The sequence below is a fragment of the Micromonospora sp. SYSU B005 genome (assembly GCF_055362685.1).
Genome location: NZ_JAXCFU010000026.1, coordinates 1 through 13,114 on the forward strand (window position 1 = coordinate 1; position 13,114 = coordinate 13,114).

Sequence of the window (13,114 nt, forward strand, 5' to 3'; positions counted from 1 at the left end):
AGCTGCGTTGCTGTCCCCGCCGCGCCACGGCGATCGTGCAGGCCATCCTCGTCCTGCACCGCGTCGAGACCAGCCGCTACTCAGGATGAAAACGGCTCAATGAGTCTCACAGATCACGGCCATCGATGCAACCCTTTGTGATCGGCTGGTTGCAGCATGCGTTTTGCGTGTGCACGGCGCACCTCGTGACCATGCGCCTCAGCCTCCCGCGCGTGGGCCCAGGTGTCGCATGGAAGCCACCCTGTCGTGGAGCGCCACGCCGCTTGCAGCGGGCGGCGGCGTTCCAGCTCTTGGATCGCCGTTCGACAGGTGGTGGCAGGTGCGGCGAGCGGGACGGGCTGTCCCCGCCGTCGAACGTCGTCGCAAGCCACTCGGGGTGGACGGGATGCACGCGCCCAGCGGGCGGGGTTGACACGCTCGCCCGAACACCGTCAGATGCAAGGGCCTGGCCCTCACGAAGCGGCGATCCTGCCCCGCTCATCGCCGGGTGTGGTTTCCGCCTGCGGCCACTGGTGGGCGACCTGCAACAGAGCCGTCGTGGGCGGCCATAGTGTGTTGTGAGGCAACAAATGCGACCGTCGGACGAGGAGTTGTGGTCCTCGATCGCCGCCGGTGACGAGGTGGCGTTCGGTCGGCTCTTCGACCGGTATTCCCGTCCGGTCTACAACCACGCGTTCCGGCTGACCGGGTCGTGGTCGACGGCCGAGGACGTCACGCAGGCGACGTTCCTCGTCGCGTGGCGCCGCCGGCACGACGCGCGACTCGTGGACGGATCGGCGCTGCCGTGGTTGCTGGTCGTCGCCACGAACGCGGTCCGCTCGGAGTGGCGGTCGGCGCGCCGGTGGCTTGCGCTGATTCGGCGTCTACCGGGAGAGCGGTACGCCGATGGTGACCTCGCCGAGGACGTCTCTGCGCGGCTCGACGACGAACGGCGGATGACCGAGGTCCTCGCGGTGGTCCGCCGGTTGCCGCCGGCCGAGCGGGAGGCGGTGGCGTTGTGCCTGTGGTCCGGTGTGTCGTACCCGGACGCGGCGGCCGTCTTGGGCATCAGCGAGGTGGCGGTGCGGTCGAGGGTCAGTCGTGCGCGCAGCCGCCTGGCCCGTTTGATGCCGCAGGAGATCCAGGAGGGGAAACGGTGAACGACATTCTCGACCTGCCCGCGGAGCGGGACCTGCCTCCGGGAGCGGCGCTCGCGATGCGGGCCCGGCTCCTCGGCGTCGCGAGCCCGCCTCCCGCACGTACGCCACGACTGAGGATCGCCGTGGCTGTGGCGGCGCTGCTGACCGTGGCGTCCGGGGCCGCGGCGGTGGCGTGGGACCGGCCGGACCGCTCGACCGCACAGGTGCTGGCGATGGGGCCCGGGGAGCTGTCGCCAACGCTGCAGAAAGCGGCCGAGCGGTGCCTGCAGTGGAGTTCCCCGCAACGACAGACCCGGCAAAGTCCGGGTGAGCAACCCGTCCCGGTGTCCCTGGCCGACCTCGCGGTGGCTACCGAGCGAGGTGACCGCGCGCTGGTGTTGTTCATGAACGACGTCGGCTACACCACGTGTGACGTGGAGTGGGCGGGAACGCCCCGGGAGTCCGGCGGGGGCGCCACTGAGCCGTGGCCGCACGGTGACCTGCTGCCCGGGCCGGTGCAGCGGCTGCTGCTGACCTCCACCGAGTTCGACGGCGGGGACGTCAGCGTCAGCGGCCGGGTCAGCAGCCGCGTCCACCGGCTCGTCCTCGATCACGGCGACGGCCACACCACCACAGCACGACTTTCCGATGGCACGTTCGGCCTCATGACCAGCGACGCAAGACTCAAGGCCGGCAACGACCCTGAACTGGTCAGCTACGACTCCGGAGGGATCGAGATCGACAGGCGCCCGCTGTTCCAGGCCGAGGACCAACTCGAGCACTGCTACACGGGCCCGGACGGGAAGCCGATCTACGGCAAACCGACCAGCGACTGCCGTCCCGCCGAGACGTGGGGGCGTTAGCCATGATTGGAGGCTGACCGCTGCCCGGGGCGTGGGTCGTCACTCACGGGTCAGCCCCGCCGGCAGCGCGTCCTCGCCGGGTCGGACCTGGCGGGAATTGGCCACCGGGTCACGGTCCAGGGTGTGAATCAGTGGTGCCGGGCCGCCGACGCAGGTCCAGGTGTCGTCCCACAGCGCGGAGACCAGCCATGACCGGTCGGCGGGGAAGAACAGATCGGGTAGAACGCCGTGAGCGTGGCGGATATGACCACCAGTGCGCCAGGTGAGGGCTTGCTCGAGGCCGGCCTCGACCAGCACGTACGGCCAGCTCCAGTAGAGGAACACCCTCGGGGCGTCGGGGAAGACGACGTCGTGGGCGCCGGTGTCGAGGTAGGCCAGCCACCACGGCTGGTCGGCGGTGTGCATGGTGAGGTCCTCGACCAGGGCCTGCTCGTAGGCGGCGGCGGTGACGTCATCGGCCTGGTACGTGGTGGCGTAGGCGTCAAAGACCGGCGGGATGGCGGTGGTGATCGAAACGCCGGCAGTGGTGTGCCCGGCGATCCAGCCCACGTCGGCGGCGGCGCCGATGCGCCAACTCCGCCCGTCCTTGCTGACCTGCACACCGCCATTCAAGCCGCTGCAGCGACGGTTGGCGTAGGAATCAGGCCAGTCAAGGAACGGCGGCCCGCCCGTTATGGGCAGTCACGCCGTACGCCTTCCCCGCGCTCGATCGATCCCCGGCTCTCGCACATCCTGTCCGAGGCGCCGGCCAGCGACGGCGGGAGGCTGGGTCGCCGTGCCCGCGGGGCCGGGGTGGGGATGGCTGTGTGTGTTCCGCCGTGATCGTGGCTGAGCTTCGAGGTGCCACCCGCTCCCGCCTCGCGGACGCGTTGGTTGAACGGGCACGGCCCCGGTGGCCGTAGAACCGATGCCTGGGGCGGTGGGTATGGCTGCGTGTGTTTCGCCGAGATTGCTTGGCTGACGGTAGGAGATGCCACCCGCCGCTTCATCGTCTGCGAAATTCGGTAGACCGCTGATGGAGATCCGCGACCTGCGTTCGCATCGTTAGAAGGTGCCGGCAAACCCGAACCCACAGACGAGGGCCCAACGAAGAAAACCGATCATGTGAAGGAGCGCGAGGGTGGCGAAGCTGTGGATCGGCGTGGACATCGGCAAGGCACACCACCACGTCGCCGCCGTTGATGGCGACGGTCGGCTGGTCTACTCCCGCCGGGTCGCCAACGACGAGACCGCCCTCCTGACGGTCATGGCCGAGGTGTCGACGCACGGCCGTCCGGTCTGCTGGGCGGTCGACGTCACCACCGGCCTGTCGGCGCTGCTGCTGACCCTGCTCTGGCGGCGCCAGGTCCAGGTCCGCTACGTCTCCGGCGCCGTCGCGTTCCACATGGCCGCTGCGTTCGCCGGGGAGAACAAGACCGACGCGCGCGACGCGGTGGTCATCGCCCAGACGATTCGCATGCGCCCGGACATCCCAATCCTGGATCCCTCCGACCGGCTCATTGCCGAGCTGACCGTGCTGACCGGGTACCGCGCCGACCTCGTCGGCCAGCGCGTCGCGACCCTGTTCCGATTGCAGGAACTGCTCACCGGGATCAGCCCGGCGTTGGAGCGAGCTGTGGAACTCAACCGCAAGGGCCCGATGATGGTGCTGGCCTGCTGGCAGACTCCGGCCGCGATCCGGCACGCCGGCGTCGACCGGATCACCGCCCTACTCCGACGCGGCCAAGTCAAGAACGCCGTCCAGGTGGCCGAGGCGATGGTGGCCGCTGCGCGGCAGCAGACCGTCACGCTCCCCGGCCAACGTGCCGCGGCCGTGGTGGTGGGGCAGATGGCCACCGAGATCCTCGCCCTCGAACAACGCATCGCCGCCGTCGACGACCTCATCGCCGAACACCTCAACCAGCACCCCTTGGCGCCGATCGTGGGCAGTCTGCCGGGCATGGGCCCCTTGCTTACCGCCGAACTGCTCGTCCACACCGCCGGCATGACCGAGTACGACAGCCCCGCGAAACTCGCTGCTCACGCCGGCTTGGCACCTGTTTCCCGCGACTCCGGAACGGTTTCCGGCAACCATCGGCAGCCTCGCCGCTATCACCGGCGGCTGCGGCACATTCTGTGGATGGCCGCCTTCACCGCCGCCCGAGAATGCCCCACCTCCCGCGCCTACTACGAGAAGAAACGCGCCGAAGGCAAAAACCACCGCCAAGCCATACTCGCCCTCGCCCGACGACGCGTCGACGTCCTCTGGGCCCTCATCCGCGACAACAAAACCTTCACCCAACCGGCACCAGCGGTTCGCGCCGCAGCCTGAACCAGCCCGCTCCCCGCCGACGCGACCCCGGTCCCGTCGGCCGTACCACCCTGCCTACCAAGATCATCCGAGTCACATGGAGACTCGGGGTGTGCTCCTGGGCTGCGAGAACGGCGGTGCGGGGAACGTGGGTGAACGTGGGCGACTCCCTGCCACCCCAGGTGAACCCCCAGGTCGCTAGACTGGGCCCTCGCGCCCCCGTAGCTCAGGGGATAGAGCATCGGTTTCCTAACCCGATGCTCCGCCCGTTCCCGCAGGCTGATGACCTGCGGCCCTTTCGTTTTCTGCGTGTACGCGCCGGTCGCATCGCGGCATCGCTGTGGTCGCGTGCGGGGACCGCCGGCGCTGGCGGCCGCTCCACGACCTCGCGAGCAGTTGGGGAGGCATTCGCTCCGCCCTCGAAGATCACAGTCTGACGGCACATCGCGCGAACCGGCCGTCCTATATGGTTGCCACGGCTGGTTCCTGATTGAGGGGATGGACATGTACGGGGACCACCTCCGGGTGCCGCCCGCGGAGGCCGTCACCATGGATCCGCAGCAGCAAGTCTCCCTGAAGGTCGACGCCGAAGCCCTGAAGGACGCCGGGTACGCGGGCGACCGCGACTGTGTCGTCGGGGCGGGCGGCGGCCCCACCTAGGCGGTCGAGGTCGGTGCTCGCCTCAGCACGGGACTCGGGCTCGAACCCGGTGTTGACCTGCCGTTCGTGACACCCAGGATCGCTGCGACAGCCGCTCATGTCGAGAAGACGTCGGCCAAGGAGGAAACAGGTTCATGACCACCATCAACGACGACACCGTCCTCATTCGCGCGCTGGATGTCACCGCCCGCCTGGGCAGTGCAGTCGCGGAACTCACCGACCGTGCCGTCGGCGGGGTCCTGCTGGAAACACTCATCGGCCGCTACGTTCTCGACAGCGACGCACGGACGCTATGGCTGCTCATCAATGGCCGCCGGACCTTTGCCGAGTTGCTCGAAGGCGTCGCCGAGGCATCGGGCCTGCCGCTCGAACAGATTCAGCAGCCGACGTACGGCCTGTGCGAGCGCCTACTCGAGCTGGGCCTTGTCGAAGTCGCCAGGCCCGCCGACATGGCTGCCCTGAGCAGCCGTTAGGCATCGGATGACCCGCCAACCGATCACTCGTGTCGGCCTGCAGTTCGGCGGCTACTCGCTCGCAGGCGTCCCCGACGACAAGCTGTTCACACACATCGCGGACGCTGCACGGGCGGCCGAGGCCGCCGGCTTCGACAGTCTCTGGACGATGGATCATTTGCACCAGATCTCAACGGTGGGGAGCCGGGACGAACCCATCCTCGAGGCGTACACGACCACTGCCGCTCTGGCGGCCGTCACCTCGGTCGCACGCCTCGGAGTGCTCGTCACCGCCTGCGGGTTCCGTAACCCGGCGCTACTGGCCAAAATGGTCACCACGATCGATGTCATCAGCGGTGGCCGGGCCATTCTGGGGATCGGTGCCGGTTGGTACGAAGAGGAATACCGCGCGTACGGCCTGGACTTCCCGCCCCCGGGAAAGCGGTTGGCGGAGCTGGCCGAGGCGGTGCAGATCTGCCGGGCAATGTTCACGGAATATGCACCGCGGTTTTCCGGAACCTACCACAGCATTGACGAGCCGCTTAACATGCCTCGTCCGCTCAATGTCGGCGGCCCGCCCATTCTCATCGGCGGCGGCGGTGAGCGGGTGCTAATTCCGCTGATTGCCAGGCTCGGCGACGCATGCAATTTCTTCGGCGGGCCGGCGACCGTGCGGCACAAGATTGAGGTGCTGGAAAGGGCCTGCGCGGCCGTGGGTCGCGACAGCAGTGAGATCACGAAGACCTGGCTGGGGCATGTGATCCTCACCGACTCCGAATGGGAACTCCACGAGCAGTTGGATAGGCTGGCGGCGCTCCTGGATCTGACACCGAACGCCGCTCGTGGTTTCGCGCTCTGTGGGACCAGAGACGAGGTGCGGCGCCAGGTGATGGAGTACCGGTCGGTCGGGGTGGAGGGATTCATTCTGACCGTCCTCGACCCCACCGATCTCGCGCACCTGCACGCCGTTGGCACGACTTTGCGGAAGGCTTTGGACGAGTGACCGGAGGGGCGTCCCGGTGAGCCGCCCCCATCTGGACGGCATCTCGACCGAGATCGTGTAGGCGGCAAGAGCGAAGGCTCTCGGCGTCGAGGCGATCGACCGGGGTGTCCCTCAAGGCGGCGGGCTCGACGAGACGGCGTCAGCGCCAGGACCGATACGGGTTTGTCTGCAATGACGAGTTCGCGTATCGATCATCCGCGGTAACGTCGTGCCCCGCCCAGGCGGGCAGGTCCGGCCGCTCCACGCCCTCCGGCAACTCCACCTCAGCCAGCACCAAGCCATCGTTGTCACCGGTGAACACGTCCACGGTCCACTGGCCCGGCGTGCGGCCGAGGACGTGCCGCTCCTTCTCGATGAGCGGGCGGAGGCACAGATGATCGAGCATGATGGCCGCGTGGTCGGGATCGATTTCGTACTCGAACTCGAGACGTGTCGCGCCCACCCGTCTGCCCTTGATCGTCAAGTAACCGGCCCTGCCATCAACCTGCCGAACCCGGACCACACGCTCGAACTCAGCGGACAGGTACCCCTGCCGCAGCCTGCTCGATGAGGTCACCTCTTGGCGCCAGCCGTCGTTGGCGACGAGGAACTTGTACTCAGTCTCGGCGGGCATGTGATTCCTGGGGGTCGGGGGCCGGTTCGTGGAACCGGTCCATCGGGACGTCAGCCGGAGTAGTCGGGCGCGGCCACTGCCATCGTCACGTCGTGGGGGTGGCTGTCACGCTGCCCCGCATCCGAGATCCGTGCGAACCGGCCGCGCTTTCGGAGGCGCGACGGTGGGCGTGCCACAGTAGCCCATGGCCGCACGTAGACCACCATCGAGGGGGTAAATGATGGAGGAAACCGATCCGTGGTACGGCACGTGTGCCTCGACACGGGACCAGCTCTTCTCCCACGTCCACATGGCTCGGGAAGTAACGGGTTTCAGCGGGAGATCTCGCGCTCACTTTGCCCCGTTCAGATGGACGCGTCCTTTTGCGAGTCGCGACCGCTGACTATGTCAAGGTGGTCAGTAGGTGTCAACCATCAGCGCCCCGCAGGCCATTTCCTAGCCGCCGAGGGTGAGGGGCGGGTGCGTCCGGCGTACGGCTCGACCGGTATGCACCGCCTCGCGTACCTCCGCGGCCTCACCGGCCCGGGTGCATGGCAGGGGGTGACCCCTCGCAGCATGCAGGCACGCGTCGGCGCTTTGTGTCCTGTATGGTCGCCGCGACGGCGTCGAGCCCGCAGTCTAGGAAGGACCCTGATGTTCAGCCCCAGCATCGAAGTTCTCGTGGCCCAGCCGAGAGTCCGCCAAGCCGCGCACCTCGACTTTGAGAGCATTCTCAAGCGCTTCCCGGGGCTGGCCGAGGCCGAAGCCGTCTGCTGGACCGGGTCGACCGCGGTCGGGTGGGGCAACGTGTACAGCGACATCGACCTCTATGTTTTCGCTGACCATGAGATCGAGCTCCCGATAGACGAAACCATGGAGAGGTGGCCGGGCGTCGACAAGAGCGGGATCCGCTGGGACAACTGGATGGGGGAATACGAGCAGAGCCGCGTCGACATCATGCTCTGGCAGACCGACACCCTCGCCAACCTGCTGGCCCCCTACCTGAGCAAGGAGGCCGAGTTCTGCGGCATGAGTGACTCGATGCGGAGGTTTGTCTACCGCATGGCCGTCGCGGTCCCGCTCAAGAACGAAGAATACTTCCAGCAGATGCGACAACTGATCGAGAAATCTTCGTTCCGCAGATCGCTGGCGCGTATGACGAAGGCCCGGGCGGAGAACGCCCTGACCGACGTGGCGGGTCAGCTCGACGCCGGCGACGAGATTTCGGCTCGTCTCTCTGCCGCAATGGCGGCGGCTAAGGCCACCGATGCATGTTTGATCCTGCACGGCGAATACTGCCTCGGCGAAAAGTGGCTCATGCGTCGCCTCGAGTCCACGCCAGCGTGCGGGATCAGCGTCGACGAGTATCGGTCGGTGGTGCTGGATGGGGCCCGTCCGGGGGAGTCCGACGGTGACTACGCCCTGCGCGTGGCTCGTTGGGCGCAAGGGCACCTCGTCCGGCTCGAGGACGAGTTCCTGACGGCCTCCTGACCTGTTCTGCCGGACTGGCGAGGAGCGCGGATCGCGGCCTCGGCCTGGTGGTGGTTGTCCACGGCGCATGACATTGCGCGGCGAGCGCACCACCACGGCCGTAGCCGTTCTCCCTTCCCGGACTGCTCCGGGCTGGCGCACGCGGTAGATCCCTGACCTGCCGCCAATTGAGTTCGGCAGCCTGGCGGCCTGTCGAACGTGTCACGGACCGACCCCGTCGACGGCAGGATGCCGTTACCGGTCAGGCGTTGCGCGAAGCGCTACGACGGGTAGCTCGATCCGCGGTCTGACTGGCCGTCGCGGACGTCACCAACGGGCGGGTGAGCCGTCAGCTCACGCCGAGACGGCCGGTTCAAAGATCAAGCTGCCTCAGCAACGCCACCCCCGACGCATCCAGTTGATAAAAGACCTGGCCTCCCAAGCGCTGCTTCCACACCACTCCGGTGGCGGCCAGTACCGCCAGGTGTTGCGACACGGTGCTCTTGGCCATCCCCAGTGATTGAGCCACCGCTGTCGTAGTCGTTGGAACCTGCAGCTCACGAATCACCTGGGCGCGACCTCTGCCGAGCAGAAGCGCCAGCCGATCCTCCCGGATCGACGACTCCCGCGAGTGGGCCGTCAGTACCTGGAACTGCCCTGTCCCGCGGGCCTGGTAGGACATCGCCGTCGATTGCCCGTCTTGCACGAAAATCCTTATGGCAGAGGCAAATACGGTGGGAACCAGGACAAGTTTCGAGCCGTTCAGAGCGATGTCCAGATCGCGATGGTACGGGGCGGTCAGACGAGGAGGCGCCCAGGTGACGCGTCCACCCAGCTCCGTCAGCATCGACTCGCTCCCCTCGACGGCGAGGGTGCGACCACGAAACAGGATCTCCTCCTCCAGGGAGGACCGGATGGCCGTCCAGTACGGGGCGATGGCCAGATCCCAGTACTGTTGCAGCAGTTTCGCGAATTGGCGTGCCAGTTTGGCCTCGCCCTGCTGTTCCTGGAAATGCCACAACTCCGACTCGATCGTGTTCCGGGCCGGGTCCGGGATCGGCACGGAACGCGCTGCGAACTGGTTCACGTCCAAGCCGCGGACCAACTCGATGAGCTGCTGGGCGAATGCCGCCGGCATGCGGTCCCGGACCTTACGAGCCCACGTGGTGTACGGAGACGGTGCGGTGCCTCGGTAGCGCGTCAGGATGACCAGGCTGCCGATCGTTTCCCAGAGAGGGCTGAAGGAGAGTCGAATCGCCTTCAGGCTCTCGCCATCGACCTGCAGATTGATCACGGCGTAACAGCCCGCCACGGTTGGACAGGGTTCATGCGGTCTCCACCCGCATAACGATGTCTTGGCAGAGCGCCAGGACATCCTTGATCCACACGTCCGGGGTCGCAGGGTCGTAGTCCTGCATGGTCTCTATCCGCCAGTACTTGGCGAACTCAATGGCTTTCGGGTCTGCGGACCGGAAGCGGTTCGGCCGCCATTTGACCAGCTGGCTGCCGTACTCACCGTGGCTCTCCAGGAGAGCATCGATGACGTGTCCAAAAGCGAGCCGGGTCGAGATCGTCGCACTCTCCAGGTCTCCGGCCTCAAGTTGCCCCAGCGCGTCCTCAAGGGCATCCTCGAGCGCGCCCAGTGAACGGACCACGACGAATGACCGGAACGCCGAGCTGTTCAGGCGGGCAACGCTGCGGGTCAGCCAATCCTGCCCGAACAGGGGCAGGCAGTTGCCGAGGCGCGAGAGCAGAAGCTCCTCACGGGAACTCAAGGTGTCGTCGGTGACGAGGCCACTCTCGAACGCCTTCCAGGACATCTTGTCGAAGATTTCGTCGACCTGGGTATCCAGCCAGTAGGTGACCTGCCACAGGCGGTTGCGGGCGTAGAACCGCTCGGTGCGTATCCAGGGTGGCTCAAGCGCTACGGGTGCCATGTCGCCGGACGCCCGTGCGTGCTCCCTCGAGGTGATGACGTAGACGTCGTAGTCGCTGCGCGCGTTGTCCCAGCCCCGCGCCGTGGACCCCACCACGAAGGCGGCCAGTGCCGCTGGAGGCAGGAGGCCTCGCTCCTGCAGAGGCTGGAGCAAGTCCCGAGCCATGACCACGCGAACCTCTCCCTCAGCGGACACCTGATGCGACTCAACCATCGTCCTCCGGCACCCAGCAGAGGTGTTCGGTCAAATCCGAATCCGTAGGCAGTGGTCACTGCTGCGTGATGGGCTCCAGTGTCGAGCACGACCACACCTCGGTGCGACCTCGGTCATGATACTCGGCGTGGTCCGCGTTCTGCGTCGACGCCGGGGCCCACCTCAGGATCGCGGACATGTTCCCTCACCCGCGTCTCGCGGCCCTTCTCGACGATGACCAGGCCGCAAGCCGGACCTGATGTGTCAGGTCAACGCGGCACGCACCGCCTGTGCGAGCCTCGGCCATGCATCACCCCCGAGCAGATGACCACCTCCGGCGATCTCGGAGAAGTTCGTCGGGCCGCTCGTCTCCCGGCGCCAGGATTCGAGTTGGGCTCTGCTCACATCCTTGTCTTCGGCACCGTAGAGCACGGTGATCGGCACCGTCAGGCTGGTGCCGGGCTCGTAGACGTAACGCGACATCAGTGTGACGTCCGCGGCGATGACGGGAAGTAGCATCTCGACGAAGTCCGGCTCGCCCCGGAATTCCTCTGGCACGTACCGGATGAAATCCTGATCCGCTTCGACGTCGGCCGTGGTGAACTCGGGCGGTGGCAATTGCGACGCGACAAGGAGATGCGTGACTTCGATTGCTCGGCCGGCATCAGTGAGAGCCTTCGCCAGTTCGAAGGCGAGCACGGCTCCGGAGCAATGACCGAACAGGGCCACCCGCGGCACGCCCAGATCGGCCAATTCGGTTATGACGTCGGCGACAACGTCGGAAATCCTGTCTGCCGGCGGTTCCGTCCGACGGTTCTCGCGCCCGGCGAGTCGTAGGCCGTAAACCGTGGCCACGTCGGCGAGCACCGCACTCCACGCGCGAAAAGGAGCCGCTCCGGCACCGGCCCATGGAATGCACACGAGAGCCAGTTCGGCGCTGGCCGGCACATTCCAACGAATGAGCGAATTGTTTTTGAACGGTGCTGCGCCCGGTAATTCCACGGTAATGGATATTACCCTACGGCGGGTGGGACAGGTGGCCCGCGGGCCCCGGCTCCGCGGTGGACGAGGTCGGCGCGAAGCAGGACGGAGCCACCTCAAGGTCACCGGGGTTGAGGGCCGGGTGGTAGTCGCGCATCAGCTGATTCGGTGCGATTTCACTTCACCGTCGCATCGGTGCGGCGCCGGCTGAATCTGACCGGCAGGCTGCTGAATCCGGTCAGGAAGTTGGAGTGAATGCGCTGGGGTGCGCCGGTCACTCCCAGCTCCTCAACCTTCCCGCGAAGCGCCCGCAGCAACTCGGTCAGCTCCATTCGCGCCAAGGTTGCGCCGAGACAGAAGTGCGGTCCGTATCCGAAGGCAAGGTGCCGATTCGGGGTGCGGTCGAGCGCCAGCTCGTCGGGCGACGGGAAGACCGTCTCGTCATGGTTGGCGGAGCTGTGCCAGAGGGTCACGATGTCGCCCTTGGCGATGCGAACCCCCGAGATCTGGGAGTCGGCCCGGCAGGTGCGCCCGAAGTGCATGGTGGGTGACGCCCAGCGGAGCACCTCCTCAACGGCCGTCGCCAGATCGGCCGCACCGGTGCGCAGTAGGTGCCACTGTCCCGGGTGACCGGCCAGGGCGTTTACGGCGTCGATCATTGTTAGCCGACTGGTCTCATCGCCACCCACAATGAGGCTGTAACAGTTGAGGACGATTTCGTCATCGGAAAGCTTGGCGCCATCGATCACAGCCTCCGCCAACTCGCTGATCACCCCGTGATCCGGCGACTTCCGGCGTAGATCCAGCAACTCACCGAAATACAGAAGGATCTCGTGGCGGGCCTCGACGGCCTCCTCCGGCTTGCTGTCCCGCTCGTCGGAGCTGAGCGCTGAGCGCGTCTGGGCCAATAAGAAGGCCTCGTCCTCGGCCGGGACGCCGAGCAACTCGGCGATCGTCCCCATGGGGATCCGGCTGGCTATGTCCGCTGCGAAATCGCAGGTGCCCCGCTCGATGGCCTCCTCCAGCAGTCGCTCGGTGCGATTCCGGAGGCTGGCCGAAATCCGCTCCAGGGTCCGCGGAGAGAGCGCCCGGAGAATGATGTTGCGCAGCTGCCGGTGCCGGGGCCCGTCAGTGACCGGCAGCATCACGCCCGCCGCAGAGTCGCCGCCGGCCAGCAGAGTGGTGAGGACATTGCCTCCCTGCGAGGAGTAGTTGCCGCTGTCTCGGTAGACGTCGACGACGTCCGAGTACCTGGACACCACCCAGAAGCCCGGCCGGTCGTCGACCGGCTCGTGCCAGACGACCGGGGCCGTTTGCCGCAGCTCGCGCCAGAGGTCACCGAGGTCCTGGCCGTCGAACGTCCTCGGATCAGACAGATCGGGAAGAATCATTCCGACTCCGTCCGCGCCGTGGACCCCACCACGAAGGCGGCCGGTGCCGCTGGAGGCAGGAGGGCTCGCTCCTGCAGAGGCTGGAGCAAGTCCCGAGCCATGACCACACGACCTCTCCCTCAGCGGACACCTGATGCGACCCAACCATCGTCCTCCGGCACGCGG

14 protein-coding genes and 1 pseudogene are annotated in these 13,114 nt (G+C 66.9%); 8 read left to right on the forward strand and 7 right to left on the reverse strand.

Going from position 1 to position 13,114, the window contains the following annotated elements; all coding sequences use genetic code 11:
- From SM452_RS29310 to SM452_RS29320, 3 genes and pseudogenes are all read left to right on the forward strand, one after another.
- Positions 1-89, forward strand: a pseudogene (locus SM452_RS29310) (IS5/IS1182 family transposase); the annotation flags it as partial.
- 480 nt (positions 90-569) lie between these two features.
- The gene (locus SM452_RS29315; protein ID WP_047890474.1) at positions 570-1,139 is read left to right on the forward strand and encodes an RNA polymerase sigma factor; all 570 of its coding nucleotides are present in this window, start codon (positions 570-572) and stop codon (positions 1,137-1,139) included.
- A complete protein-coding gene (locus SM452_RS29320) occupies positions 1,136-1,981 on the forward strand; it encodes a hypothetical protein (RefSeq protein ID WP_047890475.1) in 846 nt (281 codons plus the stop codon). Before SM452_RS29315 ends, SM452_RS29320 begins: the two co-directional genes overlap by 4 nt.
- Positions 1,982-2,020: 39 nt before the next feature.
- Here the strand turns inward: SM452_RS29320 and SM452_RS29325 are convergent, their stop codons facing one another.
- Positions 2,021-2,581, reverse strand: coding sequence for a hypothetical protein (locus SM452_RS29325; protein ID WP_176722852.1), 561 nt, complete (start codon positions 2,579-2,581; stop codon positions 2,021-2,023).
- 520 nt (positions 2,582-3,101) lie between these two features.
- Here SM452_RS29325 and SM452_RS29330 point away from each other — a divergent pair.
- From SM452_RS29330 to SM452_RS29345, 4 genes are all read left to right on the forward strand, one after another.
- On the forward strand, positions 3,102-4,292 hold the full coding sequence (locus SM452_RS29330) for an IS110 family RNA-guided transposase (protein ID WP_047890476.1): 1,191 nt from the start codon (positions 3,102-3,104) through the stop codon (positions 4,290-4,292).
- Between the two features lie 483 nt (positions 4,293-4,775).
- Positions 4,776-4,931 carry a beta-ketoacyl synthase N-terminal-like domain-containing protein gene (locus tag SM452_RS29335; protein ID WP_463841142.1) on the forward strand — a complete coding sequence of 52 codons (156 nt, stop codon included), beginning with the start codon at positions 4,776-4,778 and terminating at the stop codon, positions 4,929-4,931.
- A gap of 134 nt (positions 4,932-5,065) precedes the next feature.
- Positions 5,066-5,404 (forward strand): PqqD family peptide modification chaperone, encoded by a 339-nt coding sequence (locus SM452_RS29340; RefSeq protein WP_463841120.1) that lies wholly within the window; start codon positions 5,066-5,068, stop codon positions 5,402-5,404.
- 7 nt (positions 5,405-5,411) lie between these two features.
- On the forward strand, positions 5,412-6,386 hold the full coding sequence (locus SM452_RS29345) for a TIGR03560 family F420-dependent LLM class oxidoreductase (RefSeq protein ID WP_463841121.1): 975 nt from the start codon (positions 5,412-5,414) through the stop codon (positions 6,384-6,386).
- 139 nt (positions 6,387-6,525) lie between these two features.
- Here the strand turns inward: SM452_RS29345 and SM452_RS29350 are convergent, their stop codons facing one another.
- Complete coding sequence (locus SM452_RS29350) at positions 6,526-6,999, reverse strand: CYTH domain-containing protein (protein ID WP_463841122.1); 474 nt, start codon at positions 6,997-6,999, stop codon at positions 6,526-6,528.
- Positions 7,000-7,104: 105 nt separating this feature from the next.
- The gene (locus tag SM452_RS29355; protein WP_463841123.1) at positions 7,105-7,290 is read right to left on the reverse strand and encodes an IMP dehydrogenase; all 186 of its coding nucleotides are present in this window, start codon (positions 7,288-7,290) and stop codon (positions 7,105-7,107) included.
- 342 nt (positions 7,291-7,632) lie between these two features.
- Here SM452_RS29355 and SM452_RS29360 point away from each other — a divergent pair, with 342 nt between their 5' ends.
- The gene (locus tag SM452_RS29360; RefSeq protein WP_463841124.1) at positions 7,633-8,469 is read left to right on the forward strand and encodes a hypothetical protein; all 837 of its coding nucleotides are present in this window, start codon (positions 7,633-7,635) and stop codon (positions 8,467-8,469) included.
- A 352-nt stretch (positions 8,470-8,821) separates the two neighbouring features.
- On the opposite strand, the gene SM452_RS29365 is transcribed toward SM452_RS29360, so the two are convergent.
- The 4 genes from SM452_RS29365 to SM452_RS29380 all read right to left on the reverse strand — a co-directional run bounded on the left by SM452_RS29365 (position 8,822) and on the right by SM452_RS29380 (position 12,949).
- Complete coding sequence (locus tag SM452_RS29365) at positions 8,822-9,742, reverse strand: ArsR/SmtB family transcription factor (protein ID WP_463841125.1); 921 nt, start codon at positions 9,740-9,742, stop codon at positions 8,822-8,824.
- Positions 9,743-9,773: 31 nt separating this feature from the next.
- Positions 9,774-10,550 carry a hypothetical protein gene (locus SM452_RS29370; RefSeq protein WP_463841126.1) on the reverse strand — a complete coding sequence of 259 codons (777 nt, stop codon included), beginning with the start codon at positions 10,548-10,550 and terminating at the stop codon, positions 9,774-9,776.
- 291 nt (positions 10,551-10,841) lie between these two features.
- Complete coding sequence (locus tag SM452_RS29375; protein ID WP_463841127.1) at positions 10,842-11,579, reverse strand: thioesterase II family protein; 738 nt, start codon at positions 11,577-11,579, stop codon at positions 10,842-10,844.
- A 155-nt stretch (positions 11,580-11,734) separates the two neighbouring features.
- Positions 11,735-12,949 (reverse strand): cytochrome P450, encoded by a 1,215-nt coding sequence (locus SM452_RS29380; protein ID WP_463841128.1) that lies wholly within the window; start codon positions 12,947-12,949, stop codon positions 11,735-11,737.
- Between the last annotated feature and the right edge of the window lie 165 nt (positions 12,950-13,114).

Excerpts from the sequence above, each read along its gene's own strand:
- SM452_RS29315 (WP_047890474.1), top strand. The coding sequence starts at position 570 with ATGCGACCGTCGGACGAGGAGTTGTGGTCCTCGATCGCCGCCGGTGAC.
- SM452_RS29335 (WP_463841142.1), top strand. The coding sequence starts at position 4,776 with ATGTACGGGGACCACCTCCGGGTGCCGCCCGCGGAGGCCGTCACCATG.
- SM452_RS29340 (WP_463841120.1), top strand. The coding sequence starts at position 5,066 with ATGACCACCATCAACGACGACACCGTCCTCATTCGCGCGCTGGATGTC.
- SM452_RS29345 (WP_463841121.1), top strand. The coding sequence starts at position 5,412 with ATGACCCGCCAACCGATCACTCGTGTCGGCCTGCAGTTCGGCGGCTAC.
- SM452_RS29350 (WP_463841122.1), bottom strand. The coding sequence starts at position 6,999 with ATGCCCGCCGAGACTGAGTACAAGTTCCTCGTCGCCAACGACGGCTGG.
- SM452_RS29355 (WP_463841123.1), bottom strand. The coding sequence starts at position 7,290 with ATGTGGACGTGGGAGAAGAGCTGGTCCCGTGTCGAGGCACACGTGCCG.
- SM452_RS29360 (WP_463841124.1), top strand. The coding sequence starts at position 7,633 with ATGTTCAGCCCCAGCATCGAAGTTCTCGTGGCCCAGCCGAGAGTCCGC.
- SM452_RS29370 (WP_463841126.1), bottom strand. The coding sequence starts at position 10,550 with ATGGCTCGGGACTTGCTCCAGCCTCTGCAGGAGCGAGGCCTCCTGCCT.
- SM452_RS29380 (WP_463841128.1), bottom strand. The coding sequence starts at position 12,949 with ATGATTCTTCCCGATCTGTCTGATCCGAGGACGTTCGACGGCCAGGAC.